This window comes from Aureimonas endophytica (assembly GCF_014642635.1).
GTDB classification, from domain to species: Bacteria; Pseudomonadota; Alphaproteobacteria; order Rhizobiales; family Rhizobiaceae; genus Plantimonas; species Plantimonas endophytica.
This window is the reverse complement of the sequence record NZ_BMIQ01000006.1, coordinates 84,015-104,381: the sequence shown is the minus strand read 5'-3', so window position 1 is coordinate 104,381 and position 20,367 is coordinate 84,015. Positions and strand designations below refer to the sequence as shown.

21 protein-coding genes are annotated in these 20,367 nt (G+C 70.0%); 10 read left to right on the top strand and 11 right to left on the bottom strand.

The window, feature by feature from the left end:
• Positions 1-2 precede the first annotated feature (2 nt).
• The 5 genes from IEY14_RS18055 to IEY14_RS18035 all read right to left on the bottom strand — a co-directional run bounded on the left by IEY14_RS18055 (position 3) and on the right by IEY14_RS18035 (position 5,129).
• Positions 3-941: an ABC transporter permease gene (locus tag IEY14_RS18055; protein WP_244639588.1), complete on the bottom strand. Its 939-nt coding sequence runs from the start codon at positions 939-941 to the stop codon at positions 3-5.
• Positions 942-1,033: 92 nt separating this feature from the next.
• Positions 1,034-1,837, bottom strand: a complete 804-nt coding sequence (locus IEY14_RS18050) for an ATP-binding cassette domain-containing protein (protein ID WP_244639566.1) — start codon at positions 1,835-1,837, stop codon at positions 1,034-1,036.
• Positions 1,838-2,030: 193 nt separating this feature from the next.
• Positions 2,031-2,972, bottom strand: a complete 942-nt coding sequence (locus IEY14_RS18045) for an ABC transporter substrate-binding protein (protein ID WP_188910989.1) — start codon at positions 2,970-2,972, stop codon at positions 2,031-2,033.
• A gap of 192 nt (positions 2,973-3,164) precedes the next feature.
• Entirely contained in the window at positions 3,165-3,767 is a 603-nt protein-coding gene (locus IEY14_RS18040) for a cupin domain-containing protein (RefSeq protein ID WP_244639564.1), read from the bottom strand.
• Positions 3,768-3,887: 120 nt separating this feature from the next.
• The gene (locus tag IEY14_RS18035) at positions 3,888-5,129 is read right to left on the bottom strand and encodes an MFS transporter (protein ID WP_188910985.1); all 1,242 of its coding nucleotides are present in this window, start codon (positions 5,127-5,129) and stop codon (positions 3,888-3,890) included.
• A gap of 80 nt (positions 5,130-5,209) precedes the next feature.
• On the opposite strand from IEY14_RS18035, the gene IEY14_RS18030 reads away from it, so the two are divergent.
• Positions 5,210-6,136 carry a LysR family transcriptional regulator gene (locus IEY14_RS18030; protein ID WP_188910983.1) on the top strand — a complete coding sequence of 309 codons (927 nt, stop codon included), beginning with the start codon at positions 5,210-5,212 and terminating at the stop codon, positions 6,134-6,136.
• 1 nt (position 6,137) lies between these two features.
• Here the strand turns inward: IEY14_RS18030 and IEY14_RS18025 are convergent, their stop codons facing one another.
• From IEY14_RS18025 to IEY14_RS18010, 4 genes are all read right to left on the bottom strand, one after another.
• On the bottom strand, positions 6,138-7,214 hold the full coding sequence (locus IEY14_RS18025; protein ID WP_188910981.1) for an NAD(P)-dependent alcohol dehydrogenase: 1,077 nt from the start codon (positions 7,212-7,214) through the stop codon (positions 6,138-6,140).
• A 76-nt stretch (positions 7,215-7,290) separates the two neighbouring features.
• A complete protein-coding gene (ribB, locus tag IEY14_RS18020; protein ID WP_188910979.1) occupies positions 7,291-8,418 on the bottom strand; it encodes a 3,4-dihydroxy-2-butanone-4-phosphate synthase in 1,128 nt (375 codons plus the stop codon).
• A 66-nt stretch (positions 8,419-8,484) separates the two neighbouring features.
• Complete coding sequence (gene queF, locus IEY14_RS18015) at positions 8,485-8,946, bottom strand: preQ(1) synthase (protein ID WP_188910977.1); 462 nt, start codon at positions 8,944-8,946, stop codon at positions 8,485-8,487.
• Complete coding sequence (locus tag IEY14_RS18010) at positions 8,943-9,596, bottom strand: YjbE family putative metal transport protein (protein WP_244639563.1); 654 nt, start codon at positions 9,594-9,596, stop codon at positions 8,943-8,945. The genes queF and IEY14_RS18010 overlap by 4 nt, the downstream gene beginning before the upstream one ends.
• Positions 9,597-9,787: 191 nt before the next feature.
• Between IEY14_RS18010 and IEY14_RS18005 the strand changes: the two genes are divergently transcribed.
• The 6 genes from IEY14_RS18005 (at position 9,788) to IEY14_RS17980 (ending at position 17,020) form a co-directional block, all read left to right on the top strand.
• Positions 9,788-10,258, top strand: coding sequence for a formate dehydrogenase subunit gamma (locus tag IEY14_RS18005; RefSeq protein WP_188910973.1), 471 nt, complete (start codon positions 9,788-9,790; stop codon positions 10,256-10,258).
• The gene (locus IEY14_RS18000) at positions 10,255-11,805 is read left to right on the top strand and encodes an NADH-ubiquinone oxidoreductase-F iron-sulfur binding region domain-containing protein (RefSeq protein ID WP_188910971.1); all 1,551 of its coding nucleotides are present in this window, start codon (positions 10,255-10,257) and stop codon (positions 11,803-11,805) included. The genes IEY14_RS18005 and IEY14_RS18000 overlap by 4 nt, the downstream gene beginning before the upstream one ends.
• A gap of 205 nt (positions 11,806-12,010) precedes the next feature.
• A complete protein-coding gene (fdhF, locus tag IEY14_RS17995) occupies positions 12,011-14,854 on the top strand; it encodes a formate dehydrogenase subunit alpha (protein WP_188910969.1) in 2,844 nt (947 codons plus the stop codon).
• A complete protein-coding gene (fdhD, locus tag IEY14_RS17990) occupies positions 14,851-15,696 on the top strand; it encodes a formate dehydrogenase accessory sulfurtransferase FdhD (protein WP_188910967.1) in 846 nt (281 codons plus the stop codon). The genes fdhF and fdhD overlap by 4 nt, the downstream gene beginning before the upstream one ends.
• Positions 15,686-15,910, top strand: coding sequence for a formate dehydrogenase subunit delta (locus tag IEY14_RS17985; RefSeq protein WP_188910965.1), 225 nt, complete (start codon positions 15,686-15,688; stop codon positions 15,908-15,910). Before fdhD ends, IEY14_RS17985 begins: the two co-directional genes overlap by 11 nt.
• Before the next feature lie 138 nt (positions 15,911-16,048).
• Positions 16,049-17,020: a sensor domain-containing diguanylate cyclase gene (locus IEY14_RS17980; protein ID WP_188910963.1), complete on the top strand. Its 972-nt coding sequence runs from the start codon at positions 16,049-16,051 to the stop codon at positions 17,018-17,020.
• A 12-nt stretch (positions 17,021-17,032) separates the two neighbouring features.
• Here IEY14_RS17980 and IEY14_RS17975 read toward each other — a convergent pair whose 3' ends face one another.
• Positions 17,033-17,926 carry a DMT family transporter gene (locus IEY14_RS17975; protein ID WP_244639562.1) on the bottom strand — a complete coding sequence of 298 codons (894 nt, stop codon included), beginning with the start codon at positions 17,924-17,926 and terminating at the stop codon, positions 17,033-17,035.
• Positions 17,927-18,008: 82 nt separating this feature from the next.
• Positions 18,009-18,692 carry a TetR/AcrR family transcriptional regulator gene (locus IEY14_RS17970; protein WP_188910961.1) on the bottom strand — a complete coding sequence of 228 codons (684 nt, stop codon included), beginning with the start codon at positions 18,690-18,692 and terminating at the stop codon, positions 18,009-18,011.
• Positions 18,693-18,866: 174 nt separating this feature from the next.
• Between IEY14_RS17970 and IEY14_RS17965 the strand changes: the two genes are divergently transcribed.
• The 3 genes from IEY14_RS17965 to IEY14_RS17955 are packed head-to-tail and all read left to right on the top strand — an operon-like array spanning position 18,867 to position 20,353.
• On the top strand, positions 18,867-19,331 hold the full coding sequence (locus IEY14_RS17965) for a MaoC family dehydratase (protein WP_244639586.1): 465 nt from the start codon (positions 18,867-18,869) through the stop codon (positions 19,329-19,331).
• Between the two features lie 17 nt (positions 19,332-19,348).
• Positions 19,349-20,050, top strand: coding sequence for a phosphoglycolate phosphatase (gph, locus tag IEY14_RS17960; RefSeq protein ID WP_188910957.1), 702 nt, complete (start codon positions 19,349-19,351; stop codon positions 20,048-20,050).
• A gap of 48 nt (positions 20,051-20,098) precedes the next feature.
• Positions 20,099-20,353, top strand: coding sequence for a DUF2188 domain-containing protein (locus IEY14_RS17955; RefSeq protein WP_188910956.1), 255 nt, complete (start codon positions 20,099-20,101; stop codon positions 20,351-20,353).
• Positions 20,354-20,367 lie beyond the last annotated feature (14 nt).

The following is a 20,367-nucleotide window of genomic DNA, read 5'->3' as shown; positions in this document are numbered from 1 at the left end:
CGTCAGACCTTTCGCGCGCCGCCGCGGAACAGGCGGAAGTTCAGCCAGATCGCGACGAGGATGATGCAGCCGGTGATGATCGGCGTGAGGAAGGGCGACATATGCGACAGGATGAGGCCGTTGGCGATCACCGAAACGGTGAGGGCGCCGAGAACCGTGCCGACCATCGTGCCGCGCCCGCCGAAGAGCGAGGTGCCGCCGAGGACGACCGCCGCGATGACGTCGAGCTCGAAGCCCTGGCCGGAATTGGACGAGCCCGAGCCGAGCCGGCCGGCGAGGACGATGCCGGCGAGCGCCGCCGCCGTCGAGGACAGGACATAGACCATGAGAAGCGTGCGGCGCGTGTCGATGCCGGCGCGGCGCACCGCCTCCTTGTTGGCGCCGATGCCCGTCACGTAGCGGCCGAAGCGGGTGCCGTTGAAGGTGAGCGTCGCGGCGAGCAGGGCGGCGACGGCGATCCAGGCCGGGATCGGCACGCCAAGGAACCAGCCGCGCCCCATGGTGACGAAGGGGCTGTCCGGCGCGATCGGGATCGAATAGCCGCCGGTGACGAGCAGCGCCACGCCCCGGATCACCGACAGGCCGGCCAGGGTGACGATGAAGGCGGGGATGCCCTCATAGGCGATGAAGAAGCCCTGGAGCGCGCCGATCGCGGCACCCAGCGCCAGCATGGCGAGGATCACGACAGGCCAGGGCACGCCCATCTGGAGAAGGGCCGCCGACAGGGCGCAGACGATGGCGAGGACCGAGCCCACCGACAGGTCGATGCCGCCGGTGGTGATCACCAGCGTCATGGCGGCGGCGACGATGAGGAGCGGCGCCGCCTGCCGGACGATGTTGAGAAGGTTCGGCGCCGTCAGGAAGGCGTCGGTCGTGAAGGTGAAGAGCAGGCAGACGGCCACGAAGAAGATCGCGATCGAGCCGACGCTGCCATTGGCCATGAAGCGGTCGTGCAGCGTCGCCTTGCGCACCCGCGCATTCGCCGCCGGGGCATGGAGCGGCGCGTCGCCGGTGGTGAGGCCGGTGGTGGGGCTCATGGGCGGGCTCCCTCGATGTCGGCCGCGCCGTGCCGGGCCGAGCGCGCCGCGAATTTCCGTCCGACGATGAGGTTCACGACCTCCTCGATATTGGTGTCCGCCACATGGCGCTCGGCGACGTTGCGGCCCTCGTACATGACCTGGATGCGATCGCAGACGAGGAAGAGGTCCTGAAGGCGATGGGTGATGAGGATCACGCTGACGCCGCGCGCCGATACGGTGCGGATGAGATCCAGCACCGCCTCGACCTCCGCGACGGCCAGCGCCGCCGTCGGCTCGTCCATGATCAGCACCTTCGGATCGAAGGAGGCGGCGCGGCCGATGGCGATCGACTGGCGCTGCCCGCCGGAGAGGTTCTCGACCTTCAGCCGCGTGTCGGCGATGACGATGCCGAGCTTCTCCAGCATCGCCTTCGCCTCGTCATGCATGCGGCGCTTGTCGAGAAGGCGGACGCCGCCGAGGCTCTTCACCGGCTCGCGGCCGAGGAAGATATTGCCGGCGACATCCACGGTGTCGCAGAGCGACAGGTCCTGATAGACCATCTCGACATGGGCGGCCCGCGCATCGGCGGGCGAGGCGAAGCGCACCTCGCGGCCATCGATCTCGATCGTGCCGGAATCGGGCACGACCGCGCCGGACAGGACCTTCGACAGCGTCGACTTCCCGGCGCCATTGTCGCCGACGAGGCCGAGCACCTCGCCCGGCGCCAGCCAGAGATCGACCTCGGCAAGGGTCTGGATCGGCCCGTAGCGTTTCGAGATGCCGGTCATCCGCACGCGGTCGGGAGGCGTTGCGCTCATGCTCAGGTCTCTCTGCAAGGGGAGGGTTCGCGCCCGTCCCTCTCCCGAGCCGGGAGAGGGTGGCTGCGAAGCAGCCGGGTGAGGGAGCCGTGGGGCGTCCGCTTTCGCGGCGAGGCGCCCCGTCGCTCCCTCATCCGCCTGCCGGCACCTTCTCCCGGCTCGGGAGAAGGAGGCTCGTGCGGAAAGGGCGGCGTTACTTGAACATGCCCCGGAACTGATCGACATTCTCCTTGGTGACGATCGTCACCGGCACGTTGATGATCGGCTCGACCTTGCCGCCCTTCTTGAGCGTCGAGAGCGCCTCGACGGCGGCCTTGCCCTCGCCGGCCGGGTCCTGCTGCACGACGGCGGCGACCCAGCCTTCGTCGATGCCCTTTACCGCCTGGGCGGTGAGGTCCCAGCCGAAGACCTTGACGTCGCTCTGGCGGCCCTGGCTCTCGACCGCCGAGACCGCGCCGATCAGCGCCGGCTCGCCGGTGGCGTAGAGGGTCGTCATGGTCGGATTGGCGGTCATCAGGTTCTCGGCCGCGCCGAGCGCGACGTCCTGCACGTTCTGGCCGTCCACCGTGTCGAGGAACTTCACCTTGGCGCCGCTGGCGGCGACCGCCTGCTTGAAGCCGTCGAGGCGCTGGTTCTGGATGAAGGAGTTCAGCGCGCCGATGACGCCGACGCTCGCCTCGCCCTTCATCTCCTTCTTCACGTAATCGGCATAATGCTGGCCGATCAGCGCGCCGGCCTTGGTGTTGTCGACGCCGACGAAGGCCACGTTGTCGCCGTCCGGGATCTGCGCGTCGATCGCGATCACCGGGATGCCGGCCTTCTTCGCCTCGGTGACGGCCGGCTTCACGCCGTTCACGTCGATGGCGACGAGGATGATGCCGTCCACCTTCTGTGTCACGTAATTCTCGATCGCGGTGTTCTGGGCGGCCGGCACGTTGTTGGCGTCGAAGATCACGAGATCGGCGCCGGCGGCCTTGGCGGCGGCCTTCGCGCCGTCGTTGATCTGGTTGAAGAACAGAGCCTGCTGATTGATCGTCACGAGTGCGAAGGTCTCGGCCCGCGCCGCCGCCGTGCCGAGCGCGGCGGCGAGGCTGAGCGCGGCGACGCCGAGGCCGAATTTCGTGGAGAGACGCATTTCGATTCCCCTCTTGCGATCCTGCCCGGCAGCGGGCGCCGCGCCGTCCTGGCGCGAGGGGGAGCATTCAAGAGACTTGAATTTATGTCAAGCGAATTGCCGAAGTTTCGATCGCTTTTTGCTTTGCACAAGTTTTCGGCGGATCGTGCTGGGATCTTGTGCGGTGCGTGATGAATTCTTGAGCCGAGCGCGTCAGAAGGTCGGTGGCGTGTTCACCCAGAAGATGCTCGCGGGCACGTCGCCGGCATTGCGGTAGTGATGCGGGCGTTCGGAGCGGAAGGCGAAGGAATCACCTGCCTTGATGAGAAAGGACTGGTCGTCGACGATGAGTTCCACCGTGCCGGCGATCACATAGCCGACCTCCTCGCCGGCATGGCTGATCGGCCCGGCGCTGGTGCCGCCGCGGCCGATATGGTGGATGTTGCATTGCAGGAGATGGCCGGCGGAATAGGGGATCACCCGTTCCAGCGCGACGCCGTCGCCTTGGCGCAGCGGGTCGAGGGCGATCAGCGGGCGCTGTCCGGCCCGGAAGATGATGCCCTCCTCGTCGTCCGTTTCCTCGAACATCCGGCCGATATTGGTTTCGAGCACTTCCACCAGCCGATGCAGCATCGGCAGGGAGGGCGAGGCCTTGCCGTTCTCGACCTTCGAGAGCAGGCTTTCAGAGCAGCCGGCGGCGAGCGCCACTTCTTTCAGCGTCATCCCTTGCGTCTGACGGGCGAGCTTCAGCCGGAGGCCGAGCTTGGCGCCGTTGTCGTTCAGCTGCTTCGGCGATCGAGGAGAGGTTTCCGACACGCGGGGCGGACTCCGAGCGGCGGCCGACACGGGTCGGCCGCGATTGTGACTCCCTGATTGAACACCATGAAAGAGACTTGAATGCAATTCCCGCGCGTTCGATCGGGATGCGGTTCGCGTTCAGGCGGCGCGGCGATCCGCGATGCCGAGCGCCAGCGCGAGGCCGGCAAGGGCCAGCGCGCCGGTGAGGCCCACCACCGCCGGCCAGCCGCCATGTTCCCAGAACCAGCCGCCGACCGAGCCGGTGACGCTGGAGCCGACATAGTAGAACAGGAGATAGAGCGAGGCCGCGTGGCTCTTCGAGGCGCCGGCGAGTCGCCCGACCCAGCCGCTCGCCACCGAATGGGCGGTGAAGAAGCCGATCGTCACGAGAACGATGCCGGCGGCGATGAGCGGCAGCGGCGCCAGCAGCGTCAGGAGAATGCCCGCCGCCATCAGCGCCAGTCCCGCCGCCAGAGCCGGGCGCCGGCCGAAGCGGTCGGCGAGACCGCCGGCCAGCGAAGAGGCGAACATGCCGAAGCCGTAGACGAGGAAGATCAGGCTGATCGCCGTCTGGCCGAGACCGTAGGGCGGCTCGGACAGCCGGAAGCTCGCATAGTTGAAGAGGGTGACGAAGACGCTCGTCAGCACGAAGCCGACCCCGTAGAGGCGAAGGAGCGGGCGGTGGCGCAGAAGCGTGCCCCAGGTCGCGGCATGATGGCGGGCATCGAGGCCGCGCCGCGCGACGAAATTGCGCGAGGCCGGCAGGAGGAGGGCGAAACCGACCGCCGCCGCGAGATCGACCAGGCCGAGCAGCGCCATGGCCGTCTGCCAGGAGGCGATCTCGGTGAGAACGCCCATGCCGACCCGGCCCATCATCGCGCCGAAGGCGGTGCCGGCGACATAAAGGCCCATCGAGCGGCCGAGATGGCGCGGATCGATCTCCTCGGCGAGATAGGCCATGGCGACCGCCGGCACGCCGCCGAGCACCAGCCCTTCCAGGGCGCGCGCCGCCAGGAAGGCATGCCAGTTCGGCGCGAGGGCCGCGACGAAATTGAGGATCGCCGCCGCCGCCATGGAGGCGAACATCAGCCCGCGCCGCGGCACGGTCTGCGACAGGGCGCCGGCGAGAAAGATCGCGAAGGCGAGGAAGCCCGTCGTCAGCGACAAAGCGAGGGCGCTTTCCGCCGGGCCGATGGCGAAGCTGCGGGCGAATTCCGGCAGGAGCGGCTGCACGCAATAGAGCAGCGAGAAGGTCGAGAAGCCGGCGAGAAACAGCGCCAGCCCGACGCGCCCGTAGTCGCGGCTGCCGCGCTCGATCCAGACCGGCGGCGCGAGCGGCGCGGACGGACGGGCGGGGGAATGGGTGGCGGAGAGGCTCATGGCCCGTTCGAGATAACGGTGCGGGAGCCTTCGGTCTAATATATGATGCAGGCGATCATGATCGCTTTTGGATATGGCTCATGGAGCTGCGGCATCTTCGCTATTTCCTTGCCGTCGCCGAGGAGGGCAATTTCACCCGCGCGGCGGCGCGGCTCGGCATCGGCCAGCCGCCGCTCAGCCAGCAGATCCGCGATCTCGAGACGGAGATCGGCGCTCCGCTCTTCCATCGCGTGCCGCACGGGGCGGAGCTGACGGAGGCGGGCCGGGCCTTTCGCGCCGGCATCCAGCGCATCCCGGAACAGGTGGCCGGCGCGATGCGCGACGCCCAGCGCGCGGCGCGCGGCGAGACCGGCTCGCTGCGGATCGGCTTCGTCGGATCGACGGCGATCAGCCCGCTCTTTCCCGGCATCATCCGCGCCTTTCGCCGCGCCTATCCGGCGGTGGCGCTGACGCTCGCCGAGCGCAATAGCGCGGCGCTCGGCGAGGCGGTGAAGGACGGCAGCCTCGACATCGCCTTCCTGCGGCCGGACGCGCTCGATCTCGGCGGGCTGACCGTGCATCCGCTGGCCGACGAGGAGATGGTGGCGGCGCTGCCGGCGAACCATCCGGCGCTCGCCGAGCGCGACGACGGCATGATCGACCTCCTGCGCCTGAAGGACGATCCCTTCATGCTCACCCCGCGCTCCAACGGGCCGACGGTCTTCGACGCGGCGGTGGCGGCTTGCCGGGCGGCCGGCTTCGAGCCGATCCTCGGCCAGGCGGCGCCGCAGATGAATTCGCTTCTGATGCTGGTCGCGGCCGAGCTCGGCGTCTCGATCGTGCTCGCCTCGCTCCGGCAGGTGTCGCTGCCGGGCGTCGCCTTCCGCGCCATCGCCGACGCGCGGCCGGTGGCGCGGCTCGCCCTCGTCCATCCGAAGGCGATGAGCCCCGCCATCCGCAACTTCGTCGCCGCCGCGCTGCACCGGCGCGGCGGGGAGGGGGCCGGACGCGAGGTCCGGCCGGCCTGACTTAAATCCCCATCTCGATCTGCATCTTCACCTCGCCCTTCGGCGCCCCGGCGGCGATCTCGAAGGCCTTGACGCTTTCGGCGAAGGGGAAGACGCGGGTGATCAGCGACGAGACGTCGATGGCGCCGGAGGCCAGCATCTCGACGCAGCGCGGGAAGACATGGGCATAGCGGAAGACATGCTCGACCCGCGCTTCCTTCAGCATCGCGGCCGAGACGTCATAGGCGGCGGGATGCAGCGGAATGCCGACGAAGACGACGGCACCACCCGGGCAGAGCGGCTCGAAGATATTGGCGATCGCCCGTTCCGAGCCGGCGCATTCGTAGATGACGTCGGCGCCCCAGCCGGCCGTCTCGCGCTTCACGGCACTGGCGAGATCCTGCTGGGTGACGTTCACCGTGGACACGGCGCCGAGCTTGGCGGCGATGGCGAGCTTGGTGTCGTCGACATCCGAGACGATGACGCGCGCCGCGCCGGCGGCGAGGGCGGCGAGCACCGTGACGAGGCCGATCGGCCCGGCGCCGATCACCACCGCCACATGGCCGGGCGCGCCTTTCGCCTTGGTCGCGGCATGGACGCCGACGGCCAGCGGCTCGACCATCGCGCCGGCGGCGAAGGAGACGCTGTCCGGCAGCTTGAAGGTGAAGGCCTCGGGATGGACGACGCTGGAGCGCAGGACGCCATGGACCGGAGGCGTCGCCCAGAAGCGCACGGCGGGATCGAGATTGTAGAGGCCGAGCCGCGTCGCGCGCGAGGCGGGATCGGGAATGCCCGGCTCCATGCAGACCCGGTCGCCGACGGCAAGGCTCGTCACGTCGGAGCCGATCTCCGTCACGATGCCCGAAGCCTCGTGGCCGAGGATCATCGGCTCCTTCACGACGAAGGGGCCGATGGCGCCATGGGTGTAGTAGTGGACGTCCGAGCCGCAGATGCCGACGGTGTGGATCGCGATCCGCACGTCGCGCGGGCCGAGCACCTCGTCGAGCTTGAACTCGCGCAGGCTGAGCCTGTCCTTGGCTTCCAGCACCAGCGCGCGGGGATCGTCGCTCGGGGCGGACGGTTTCAGCAGGGCCGACATGGCTTTTCTCCCTCCGGGCGCCTCTCCCGCGCCCTTTCGTTCCAGTGTCTAACAAGCGCCGTCGCGGCGTGCGGCGTCAATCCTCGACGAGAATCGTTCCCGCGACATCGATGCCGAAGCCGGTGAGGCCGACATAGGCGCGCTCGCGCGTTGCGAGCACGGCGATGGAGCGGACCTTCAGGTCGCGCAGGATCTGCGCCCCGACGCCGATCTCGCGCCAGCGCTGCTGGCGGGCCTTGGCGCTCGCATGGCGCTCGCCGTCGCCGGGCGGCGCCGGGGTCGCGCCGGCCGGCGGCGTCTCGAAATCGTCCACCTGCGGCTGGCGCAGCAGCATCAGCACGCCGCGCCCCTCGGGCTTCAGGGCGGCGACGGCCGCCTCCACCCAGTTCCGCTCGCGGGCGCCGCGCCCGAAGAGATCGGCGATCGGCTGTTCGCGATGGATGCGCGTCGGCACCCGCTCGGCCCCGGCCACCTCGCCGAACACGGCGACGACATGCTGCATCGGATCGAAGGGCGTCTCGTAGACGCGCACTCGCGCCTTCAGGCCGGCGATCGTCATCGCCTCCTCGCCCCGGCAGGTGACGAAGCTCTCGCGCCGGATGCGCCAGGAAATGAGGTCCTCGATGGAGACGATCGGCAGCCCGTGCTCGCGGGCGAAGGCGACGAGCTCGGGCAGGCGCTTCACCGTGCCGTCGTCGTTCACCACCTCGGCCAGGACGCCGACCGGCGGCAGGCCGGCGAGACTTGCAAGATCGATGCCCGCTTCCGTGTGGCCGGACCGGGTGAGGACGCCGCCCTCGCGCGAGATCAGCGGAAACATGTGGCCGGGACGCAGGAAGTCGGTGGCGACGGCATTGTCGTTGGCGAGCGCCCGGGCGGTGTTCGCCCGCTCGTCCGAGGCGATGCCCGTCGTCATGCCGACGCGGTAGTCGACCGAGACGGTGAAGGCGGTGCGCATCGGATCGAGATTGTTGGCGACCATCGGCGGCAGGTGCAGCCGCGCCGCGCGCTCGCCGGTCATCGGCACGCAGAGGATGCCGCTCGTATGCCGGATCATGAAGGCCATGGTCTCCGGCGTCGCCTTCGACGCCGCCATGATCAGGTCGCCCTCGTTCTCGCGGTCGGTGTCGTCCACGACGACGACGAGCTCGCCCCGCCCGATCGCCGCCACGGCGTCGTCGATCGTATCGAGTTCGAATTCCATCGGCGCGATCCTCTGTCTCGGCGAGCGGAATATCAGACCGGACGGTCCGGTCAAACGGTGCCGGACTCAGCCCCGGCCGCGATAGGGCGGCACGCCCTGGTCGGGCAGGAAGACGCCCTCCGGCGGCGCGCCGGTCTGCCAGAACACGTCGATCGGAATGCCGCCGCGCGGGTACCAGTAGCCGCCGATGCGCAGCCAGAGCGGCTGCGTCGCCTCGACGATCCGCCGCCCGACCATGGTCGTGCAGCTTTCGTGGAAGGCGCCGTGATTGCGGAAGCTCGTGAGGAAGAGCTTCAGCGACTTCGATTCGACCAGCCGTCGGTCGGGCGCGTAGTCGATGACGAGATGCGCGAAGTCCGGCTGGCCGGTGACGGGGCAGAGCGAGGTGAATTCCGGGCAGGCGAAGCGCACGATGGTCGGCGGCCCGGCGGGGCGTTCGAAGGGCACGGTCTCGAGCACCGCTTCCTCTGGCGAAGCGGCCGGGCGCGCCTCGGCGCCGAGCTGGCTGAGATGGAGATCGTCGGTCATGGGTCGGTCTGTCCCGGCATTTCGAGGGCGGGAAGGGCCGGCACGGCATCGGCCACTTCGTTGTAGCCGCCCCATATCATCTCCAGCGCCACGAAGAGAATGACGAGGAGGCCGAGCCAGGCGACGAAGCGGAAGCGCTGGAGGAGCCGCGCGATGAGGCTCGCCGCGACGCCCATCAGGACGACGGAGATGAGAAGGCCGACGACGAGGACGCTCGGATGGTCGCGCGCCGCCCCGGCGACGGCGAGGACATTGTCGAGCGACATCGAGACATCGGCCGCGACGATCTGGAGAAAGGCGGTGCGGAAGCTCTTGTGCCCCGCCGCCTTCGCCTCCCGCTCCACCGCCTTCGTATCGACGCCGCCGGCACGGATCTGGCGGAACATCCGATAGGCGACGTAGAGGAGCAGCAGGCCGCCCGCGAGGGTGAGGCCGATGATGTCGAGAAGCTCGACGGCGACGAGCGCCAGGGCGATGCGGATCACCACCGCCGCGCCGATGCCCCAGAGGATGACGCGGGCGCGCCGCGACTCCTCCACGCCCGCCGCCGCCATGCCGACGACGACGGCGTTGTCGCCGGCGAGCGCCACGTCGATCAGCAGAACCTGAAGGAGCGCCGCGCCTTCCGCCGCCCAGAATGTCTCGTCCACGCGCGATCCCCGCCGCCCGGCGCCCGTGTCGCGGGCGAAGCGGGCTGCGTCGCTGACCGGAACGGTGAGGCCTCGCCTCTGTGATAGGACGCAAGGCTCGGAAGGCGAGCGCCGCCCGCGCCTTGATTTGGTCGCGGCGGGGCGCCACCCTCGAAAGTCGTTCCAGACGTGGTCGGGAGGCCACCGTTTCGATGTCTCATGCCCCATTCGCGCCCGACGAGGCGGCCGGGATCGTGGCCGGCCTGAAGGATCTGGAGGGTCCGCTTCTGCCGATCCTCCATGCGATCCAGGCGCGCTTCGGCCATGTGCCGGAGGCGGCCATCCGGCTCGTCGCGGCCGAGCTCAATCTCAGCCGCGCCGAAGTGCACGGCACCATGTCCTTCTATCACGACTTCCGCGCCGAGCCCGCCGGCCGGCGCGTCGTGAAGGTCTGCCGTGCCGAGGCCTGCCAGGCGCGGGGCGGCGCGGCGGTGGAGGCGGCGCTCGCCGCCTCGCTCGGACTGCCGGTCGGCGAGACCTCGCCCGACGGCCGGGTGAGCCTCGAGGCCGTCTATTGCCTCGGCCTCTGCGCCATCGGACCGAACGCGCTCGTGGACGGGCGGCCGGTGGCGCGGCTCGACCCGGCGAAGGCGGCGCGGCTCGCGGCGGAGGCGCTGTCGTGACCCGCCTCTTCCTGCCGCTCGACACCTTCGCCGTCGCCTGCGGGGCGGACGAGATCGCGGCTGAGCTGCGCGAGGCTGCGGCGGCGCGGGGGCTGGAGATCGAGATCGTCCGCACCGGCTCGCGCGGCATGGCCTGGCTGGAGCCGCTGCTGGAGGTCGAGACGCCGGAAGGGCGCATCGGCTACGGCCCGGTCGAGCCGGGCGAGGCGGCGGCGCTTCTCGATGCCGGGCTCCTGCGGGGCGGGGCGCATGAGAAGCGCATCGGCCGGCCGGAGGACCAGCCCTTCCTCGCCCGCCAGACGCGCCTCACCTTCGCCCGTTGCGGCGTGATCGATCCCCTGTCCCTCGCCGACTATCGCGCCCATGGCGGGCTTGGCGCGCTCGAAGCCGCGCTCGCGATGGCGCCGGGGGCGATCGTTGCCGCCGTCATCGAATCCGGCCTGCGCGGCCGGGGCGGCGCCGGCTTTCCGACCGGCGTGAAATGGAAGACCGTCGCCGAGGCCGTGGCGGACCGCAAATATATCGTCGCCAATGCCGACGAGGGCGACAGCGGCACCTTCGCCGACCGCATGATCATGGAGGGCGATCCCTTCGCCCTGATCGAGGGCATGGCGATCGCCGGCCTCGCCACCGGCGCCGCGAAGGGCTTCGTCTATTTGCGCTCGGAATATCCCGTCGCGATCCGGGTCTTCGGCGCGGCGCTGGAGGCGGCGCGGCGCGGGGGCCTCCTCGGCGCCTCGCTGCTCGGCTCGGGCCAGGCCTTCGACATCGAACTGCGCGTCGGCGCCGGCGCCTATGTCTGCGGCGAGGAGACCTCGCTTCTCGAAAGCCTGGAAGGACGGCGCGGGCAGGTGCGCGCCAAGCCGCCGCTGCCGGCGATGAAGGGCCTCTTCGGGCGCCCGACCGTCATCAACAACGTGCTGACACTCGCCTCCGTGCCGGCGGCGCTCGGCGACGCGGCGGGCTACAAGGAGCTCGGCACCGGGCGCTCGCGCGGCACGATGCCGATCCAGATCGCCGGCAATGTCCGCTTCGGCGGGCTGTTCGAGGCGCCCTTCGGCCTGACGCTCGGCGAGATCGTCGAGGAGATCGGCGGCGGCACGGCCTCCGGCCGCCCGGTGCGCGCCGTGCAGGTCGGCGGCCCGCTCGGCGCCTATTTCCCGCCGGCCCTCTTCGACACGGTCTTCGACTACGAGGCCTTCGCCGCCCGCGACGGGCTGATCGGCCATGCCGGCGTCACCGTCTTCGACGAGAGCGTCGACATGGCGGCGCAGGCGCGCTTCGCCTTCGAGTTCTGCGCCGAGGAATCCTGCGGCAAGTGCACCCCCTGCCGCATCGGCGCGGTGCGCGGACGGGAGGCGATGGAGCGGCTGATCGCCGGCGACCGGCCCGAATTCCAGCGCCGGCTGGTCGAGGATCTCTGCGAGACGATGAAGTTCGGCTCGCTCTGCGCGCTGGGCGGCTTCACGCCCTATCCGGTCATGAGCGCCCTGCGCCATTTCCCGGAGGACTTCGAAGGCGCGGCGCTGCGGGAGGCGGCGGAATGACGGCGTCCTTTCAGAAATGGGCGCGGCTCCCTCTCCCGAGCCGGGAGAGGGTGGCTGCGAAGCAGTCGGGTGAGGGAGCCGCAGGGCACCGACGTCGACGCCCGACGCTTCCCTCATCCGCCTGCCGGCACCTTCTCCCGGCTCGGGAGAAGGCCGCGGCTTCGACGCGCCGCGCCCTGCCAACCATCGAAGGGAGGATCACGGCATGAGCCTCGTTCGCGAGATCGACTACGGCACGCCGGCTTCGCGCGCGGAAGGCGAGGTGACGCTGTCGATCGACGGCTTCGCCGTCACCGTGCCGGAGGGGACCTCCGTCATGCGCGCGGCGCAGGAGGCCGGCATCGCCGTGCCGAAGCTCTGCGCCACCGACATGCTGGAATCCTTCGGCTCCTGCCGCCTCTGCCTCGTCGAGATCGAAGGGCGGAACGGCACGCCGGCCTCCTGCACCACGCCGGTCGCGCCGGGCATGCGCGTTTCGACCCAGACCGAGCGGCTGCAACGCCTGCGCCGGGGCGTGATGGAGCTCTATATCTCCGATCACCCGCTGGATTGCCTCACCTGCGCGGCCAATGGCGACTGCGAATTGCAGTCCCAGGCGGGGGCGGTCGGCCTGCGTGAGGTGCGCTACGGCGCGGGCGGGCAAACGCATCTCGACCAGGCGAAGGACGTCTCGAACCCCTATTTCCAGTTCGATCCGTCGAAATGCATCGTCTGCTCGCGCTGCGTGCGCGCCTGCGAGGAGGTGCAGGGCACCTTCGCGCTGACGATCGCCGGACGCGGCTTCGACGCCAAGGTCTCGGCGGGCCTCGCCTCCGACGACTTCTTCTCCTCCGAATGCGTCTCCTGCGGCGCCTGCGTCCAGGCCTGCCCGACCGCGACGCTGGAGGAGAAGGCGGTGGTCGCCATCGGCACGCCCGAACATTCGGTCGTGACGACCTGCGCCTATTGCGGCGTCGGCTGCTCGTTCAAGGCGGAGATGCGCGGCCAGGAGCTCGTGCGCATGGTGCCCTTCAAGGACGGCAAGGCCAATCGCGGCCATTCCTGCGTCAAGGGCCGCTTCGCCACCGGCTATGCGACCCATCCCGACCGCATCCTCCAGCCGATGATCCGCGAGCGCCATACCGATCCCTGGCGCACCGTTTCCTGGGAGGAGGCGATCGGCCATGCGGCGGCGAAGATCCGGGACATCCAGGCGCGCCACGGGCGTGGCGCCGTCGGCGCCATCTCCTCCTCGCGCTGCACCAACGAGGAGGTCTATCTCGTCCAGAAACTGGTGCGGGCGGGCTTTCGCAACAACAATATCGACACCTGCGCCCGTGTCTGCCATTCGCCGACCGGCTATGGCCTCTCCACCGCCTTCGGCACCTCGGCCGGCACGCAGGACTTCGATTCGGTCGAGGCGGCGGATGTCGTCCTCGTCATCGGCGCCAATCCGACGGACGGCCATCCGGTCTTCGCCTCGCGCCTGAAGAAGCGGCTGCGCCAGGGGGCGAAGCTGATCGTCCTCGACCCGCGCCGCATTGATCTCGTGCGCAGCCCGCATGTCGAGGCCGCCTTCCATCTGCCGCTGCGGCCGGGCACCAATGTCGCGTTGCTGACGGCGCTCGCCCATGTGATCGTCACCGAGGGGCTGGTGGACGAGGCCTTCGTGCGCGAGCGTTGCGACTGGGACGCCTTCCAGGACTGGGCGGCTTTCGTCGCCGAACCCGCCCGCGCGCCGGAAGCGGTCGAGGCGGTGATCGGCGTTCCGGCCGACCTCGTGCGCGGCGCGGCGCGGCTCTATGCGACGGGCGGCAACGGCGCGATCTATTACGGCCTCGGCGTCACCGAGCACAGCCAGGGCTCGACGGCGGTGATGGCCATCGCCAATCTCGCGATGGCGACCGGCAATATCGGCCGGCCCGGCGTCGGCGTGAATCCGCTGCGCGGCCAGAACAACGTGCAGGGCTCCTGCGACATGGGCTCGTTCCCGCACGAGTTCACCGGCTATCGCCATGTCGCGGGCGACGAGGTGCGCGCCACCTTCGAGAGCCTTTGGGGCGTGCCGCTCGATTCCGAGCCTGGCCTGCGCATTCCGAACATGTTCGACGCCTCGGTCGAGGGCACGTTCAAGGGGCTCTATGTCCAGGGCGAGGACATTCTCCAGTCCGATCCCGACACGCGCCATGTCGCGGCGGGCCTCGCCAATCTCGAACTCCTGATCGTGCAGGACCTCTTCCTCAACGAGACGGCGAATTACGCGACCGTCTTCCTGCCGGGCTCGACCTTCCTCGAGAAGGACGGCACCTTCACCAATGCCGAGCGGCGCATCAACCGCGTCCGCCGCGTGATGGCGCCGAAGAGCACCTATGCCGACTGGGAGGTGACGCAGCTCCTGGCACGGGCGCTCGGCATGGACATGGCCTATGCCCATCCCTCCGAGATCATGGACGAGATCGCGCGGGCGACGCCGAGCTTCGCCGGCGTCTCCTATGCGCTGCTGGACGAAAAGGGCTCGGTGCAGTGGCCCTGCGACGCGGCCCATCCGGACGGCTCGCCGATCATGCATGTCGACGCCTTCATGCGCGGCAAGGGCCGCTTCGTCGTCACCGAATACGTGCCGACGGACGAGCGGGTCGGCCCGCGCTTCCCGCTTCTCCTGACGACGGGGCGCATCCTGTCGCAATACAATGTCGGGGCCCAGACGCGGCGCACCGCCAATGTCGCCTGGCACGAGGAGGACCGCCTGGAGATCCATCCGCACGATGCCGAGGATCGCGGCCTGCGCGACGGCGACTGGGTGAAGCTCCAGAGCCGGGCTGGGGCGACGACGCTGCGGGCGAGGATCAGCGACCGCGTCGCGCCCGGCATCGTCTATACGACCTTCCACCATCCGCTGACGCAGGCCAATGTCGTCACCACCGACTATTCCGACTGGGCGACGAACTGCCCGGAATATAAGGTGACGGCCGTGCAGGTGGCGCCCTCCAACGGGCCGAGCGACTGGCAGGCGGATTATCGCTCGCTCGCCGAGGCGAGCCGGCGCGTCGCGACCGAGGCGGCGGAGTGACGGCTCCGCCCGATCTGCCCGCCCGCCGCCATGCCTCGCTCGTCTTTCGCGACGGGCGCTTCGAGGCCGGCGCCCGCGCCGTGCCGGAGGAGGTGGCGGTCGCGATCTCGATCGACGGCTCGACCCATGCCGTGATGATGGCGAGCCCGCGCGATCTCGTCGATCTCGGCCTCGGTCTCGCCCTCAACGAGCGGATCGTCGCCGATCGGAGCGAGATCGAGCGGATCGAGATCGTGGAGACGGAACTCGGCTTCGACTGCCAGATCCGGCTCGCGCCGGCACGGGGCGCGACCTATGTGGCCCGGCGGCGCCAGATGGCGGGGCCGGTCGGCTGCGGCCTTTGCGGCGTCGAATCGCTGGAACTCGCCGCGCCGCCGCTGCCCGTCCTCTCGGCGGAGATGCGCGTGCCGCCGGCCGCCCTGGTCGAGGCGGTGGCCGCCATGGGCCGGGCCCAGCGGCTCGGCCAGGAAACGCGCGCCGTCCATGCCGCCGGTTTCTTCGTGCCAGGGGAGGGGCTCCTCGTCCTGCGCGAGGATGTCGGCCGCCACAACGCGCTCGACAAGGTGGCCGGCCGTCTCGCGGAGCAAGGCGTTCCGGCGGCGGGCGGCATCGTCGCCATCACCAGCCGCGTCTCGGTCGAACTCGTCCAGAAATGCGCCGTGATGGGCGTGCCCGTGCTTGTCGCCGTCTCGGTGCCGACCGCGCTGGCGCTCGATCAGGCGGATGCCTGCGGCCTCACCCTCGTCGCCGTCGCGCGGGGCGGGGAATTCGAGGTCTTCACCCATCCGCGCCGCATCCTCGGCGCGGCGGCGAAGGACGGGGAGACGCGCGATGCAGGCTGACGACAAGCTCCTGCGCATGGCGAATCAGATCGCCATTTTCTGCGCCTCGAATCCGAGGGCGGAGGCGCGCGCCCCGGCGCTTGCCGAGCATATCAACAAGTTCTGGGACCCGCGCATGCGCGTGGCGCTGCTGGCTCTCGTCGAGGGCGGTCGGGCGACCGGATTGCATCCGCTCGTCGTCGAGGCTGCGCCCGCCATCCGGCCGCCATGCTAACACCTTGAATTCGTGCGACTAGCTTAAGGGCAAGCCAACAAAGCGACAGATTTGTAACGTTCCGTTCAGTATTCGCGTGCAACCTTCGCAAAAGCGTTTCAGACTGAGGGCGCGCTCAACTCGTTTGCGGGAAGCTGGATGAGCAGGATCGTGCAGATCGAGCAGTCTCGGGGTCATGGCATGCGGCCGGAGGCCGATGGTCCGGATCGGACCGAGGCGGCGCTCTTCGCCAGCGCGATGCTGCATCTGCCCTTCGGTTTCGCCGTCTACGATGCCGAGGATCGCCTCACCTTCGTCAACGACAGCTATGTCCGGCATCTCGGCCTGCCGCGCGAGGATGTGCGGATCGGGATCAGTTTTCTCGACGTCATCCGGGTCGGGCGCTGGTTCGGCCTCTTCGAGGGAATGAGCGACGAGGAGATCGTCGCCGACCGCCACCGCCGTCTGGCGGCGGGCGCCTTCGGCGGCGACAAGCAGCGGCCGGACGGACGGCGGATCCGCCTCCAGCATGTGCCGCTGCCCGGCGGCGGCTGGATGACGACCACCGAGGACGTCACCGAACAGCGCCTCGCCGAGGACCGCATCTTCCACATGGCGCTGCATGACGGGCTGACCGGGCTCGGCAATCGCCTGATGCTCCAGCACCGCTTCGACGAGGCCTGCCGGCGCCGGTCGGTCGAGGCCTTGCTCTATGTCGATCTCGACGGGTTCAAGGGCGTGAACGACCGCTACGGCCATGCCGTCGGCGACGAGGTGCTGCGCGCGGCGGCGGTCCGGATGTGCGATTGCGTCCGCGAGACGGATTTCATCGCCCGCTTCGGCGGCGACGAGTTCATCATCCTCCTGGCGCGGACCGAGCGCCATGACGGGCTGGAGCGCGTCGCGCTGCGGCTGCTCCGCGCCCTCGCCAAGCCCTTCGCCATCGGAGATTTCGACATCGATATCGGCGCGAGCATCGGTTCGGCCCGCTTCGGCGCCGAGGAGGCCGATCTCGACGCGATGATGAAGCGGGCGGACGAGGCGCTCTATCAGGCCAAGACCTACGGGCGCGGGCGCCACGTCACCTTCGAGCGCCGGTCCACCCCGGCTCCGGGCCGCGCGGCCGGCTGAGGCGACCGCGCCTCAGGAGCGGCAGGCCTCCGTCTCGGCGAGGCCCGGACGGTCGAAGCGCAGGCCGAGAATGTACCAGGTGGTGGCGGCGAGCACGGTGGCCGTCGCGACGAGCGCCATGGGGCTCGGCACTTCGCCGAAGGCGAGGAACACCCAGAGCGGCCCGAGCACGACGTCGAGAAGGGTGATGAGGCTCGCCTCGCCGGACGGGATGTGGCGACCGCCGGTGAGGAAGAGGATATAGGCCAGCGCGTTGGTGGACAGGCCGAAGACGGCGAGGATCAGGAACTGGCCGGGCGTCGGCCAGGCCGCCGGCATCAGCGGCAGGGCGGCGAAGAAGCAGATCAGCGCCCCGGCGAGATTGACCGGCGCCATCGGCAGGCCCGGCTCGCGCCGCGCCAGAACGAGCATGAAGGAAAAGCCGAGCGTCATCACGAAGGCCAGCGCGTTGCCGCGCATGTCCGAGCCGCCGAGGGCGGTGACCGCCATCAGGGCGATGCCGCAGAAGGACAGGGCGCTGGCGATCACGACGCGCCGGCTCGGCCGCTCGCCGAGCCAGAGAAAGGCGATGCCCGCCGCGACGAAGGGCACGGTGGCGTAGATCGTCATGACATTCGCGACATCGGTGAGGGTCAGCGAGGCGACATAGGCGAACATCGACAGGGCCGCGACGGGAATCGCGACGAGCCCCGCCCGCGACAGGCCGGCGATCGCCCGGCCGGAACCGCGCCCATATTGCCAGAGCATGATCAGGAAGAGGCCGATCGCGCCGAAGAAGGAGCGCCAGCCGAGCACCGTCCACACGTCGAGATCGAGAAGGCGGACGAAGAAGCCGACCGAGCTCCAGAGGATCGTCGCGGCGAAGACGAGCACGAGGCCCCGCATCCGGTTCCGATCATCGCCCATGGCCGATTCGCTGTCCGCTGGCTGTCCTCGGCACGAGCTAGAACGGATCGGAAACATCGCGCTGGCGCATCTGCGACATGGTTCAGGAAAATTCCTCGGCGAGGACCGCGCGGTCGATCCCGGCGGCGCGCAGCGCCGCGAGCGCCAGGGCGGCGGGCTCGGCCGGCGGGCCGCGCGCCGGCAGGTCGAGAATGGCGAGAAGCGCGCGGCAGGCGGTAGCGGCGTCGGGCTTCGCCTCCGCGTCGCCCTCGCGCCGCGCCGCCTCCAGCATGGCGTGGAAACGCGCCTCGTAGGCTTGGCGAAGCGCGGCGAGGCGCTCGGCCTCCGCGCCCGCGTCGCGCGCGAGGGCCATGGGCGGCGGGCCGCGCCTGCCGTGCCGGGCGGCCGGCTCGGCGGCGAGCGCCGCGAGATGCGCTTCCGCCATGCGCTTCAGCCGCGTCGCGGCGCGCTCGCGCGGGGCGGCGGCCTCGCTGACGGCGCGGTCGAGATAGGCAAGGCCCCAGGCGGCGGCATCGAGATAAAGATCGCCCTTCGAGCGGTAATGGTGATAGACCAGCCCCTTGGTGGCGCCGAGGCGGCGGGCGACGTCGTCGATCGAGGCTTCCGCATATCCCTTCTCGGCGAAGATCTCGGCGGCGGCGCGGAGCAGCCCCGCGCGCGTCGCCTCGCCGGCGGGACTGAGGCGCTCCAGCCGCCCGCTCGCGAAGGCGGCGCGGCGCGCCGAAAGGCGGGGCGGGCGCGGCGAGGCTCTCGTCGTCTGGTCCATCTTTCCGAGACTCTCCCGAAGCGGGCTGGAGTGGACGGGGCGGGCGCCGCGATGTCAACAGGGCGATGATCGCCGAACAGGGGCCCGGCTCGCGCTGCGGCGCGGCGGGCGACGAGGAAAGGACGAAGCGGTTTGCCGAGCGATGCCACATTCGAGGCGCAACTCCGGGCGCGGTTGGTGCCCATCGAGGACTATCGCCGCCATCTGAACGCCGAGGCCTTCGTTTCCGACTGGCTCCTGGTCGACCAAGCGATGATCGACACCTTCGCGGCCGCGACGCGCGATCACCAGTTCATCCATGTCGATCCCGAACGGGCGCGGGCGGAGGCGCCCTTCGGCGGCACGATCGCCCATGGCTTCCTGACGCTTTCGCTTCTGTCGACGCTGGCCTTCGAGGCCTTGCCGGGGGTGGAGCGGACGCGGATGGGCATCAATTACGGCTTCGAGCAGGTGCGCTTCATCGCGCCGGTGAAGAGCGGCGCGCGGGTGCGCGGGCGCTTCCGGCTGATCGGCCTTGTCGAGCGCGCCGTCTCGCTGCAATCCTCCTGGGACGCGACGATCGAGATCGAGGGCGCGGCCAAGCCCGCCCTCACGGCGCATTGGACGACGGTGGCGGTGCTCGATCCGCCGACCGAATGAGAAGCGGACTGTTCGACATGAAACCTGCCGGCTGGCCGCGCGCCATTCTCTTCGATCTCGACGGCACCCTGGTCGACAGCGCGCCCGACATCCATGCCGCGCTGAACCAGACGCTGGAAAGCTATGGCGAGCCGCCGCTGACGCTGGAGGCGGTGACGAAGATGATCGGGCGCGGCGTGCCGGTCCTCATCGAGCGTGCCTATGCGGCCCTCGGCATCGAGATCGATCCGGCGACGCGCGACCGCGTCGCCGAGCGCTATACGAAGCTCTACGAGGCGCGCGCCACGGAACTGACCGTGCTGATGGCCGGCGTCTCGGATCTCTTGCGCGACCTCGCGGCGAAGGGCGTGCGGCTCGGCACCGTCACCAACAAGCCGGGCGCGGCGACGCGCACGGTGCTGGAGCATTTTGGCCTGCTCGACCTGATGGCGGTGGTGGTCGGCGGCGATGCCGGGCCGCCGCGCAAGCCGGAGCCCGGCCTCATCCTCCATGCCTGCCGGGAGCTCGGCATAGAGCCCGGCGAGGCGGTCTTCGTCGGCGACAGCGAGAACGACGTCCTCGCGGCGCGCGCCGCCGGCATGGCCGTCGTGGCGGTCGCCGGCGGCTATACGGAGCTGATGCCGGAAGCGCTCGGCGCCGATCGGGCGATCGATCGGCTGGAGGAGCTGCCGGCGGCGCTTCTCGCCCTTGCCGAAGGGGACGCTGCGCCCGACCTTTGACGCGAGGACGGACGCCCCGTCCGGCGCAAGAAGAGGAGGATCGCGGCGATGAGCGAACTGAACTACGAGATCGTCAAGCACGACGGCGGCTGGGCCTATAAGGTCGGCGACGTGTTTTCCGAGACCTTCCCGACGCATGACCATGCGCTGGCCGCGGCGCGCGACGCCGCCGAGCGCCAGGGCCTCGCCGGCGAGACGGACGGCATCTCCTGGCAGGACGCGGAAGGGCGCTGGCACGAGGAAGTGGCGGACGGCGCCGACCGGCCGGAAACCCATGTGGTGGACGGCGCCAAGCCGCACTGAGCCTTCGCTCGTGA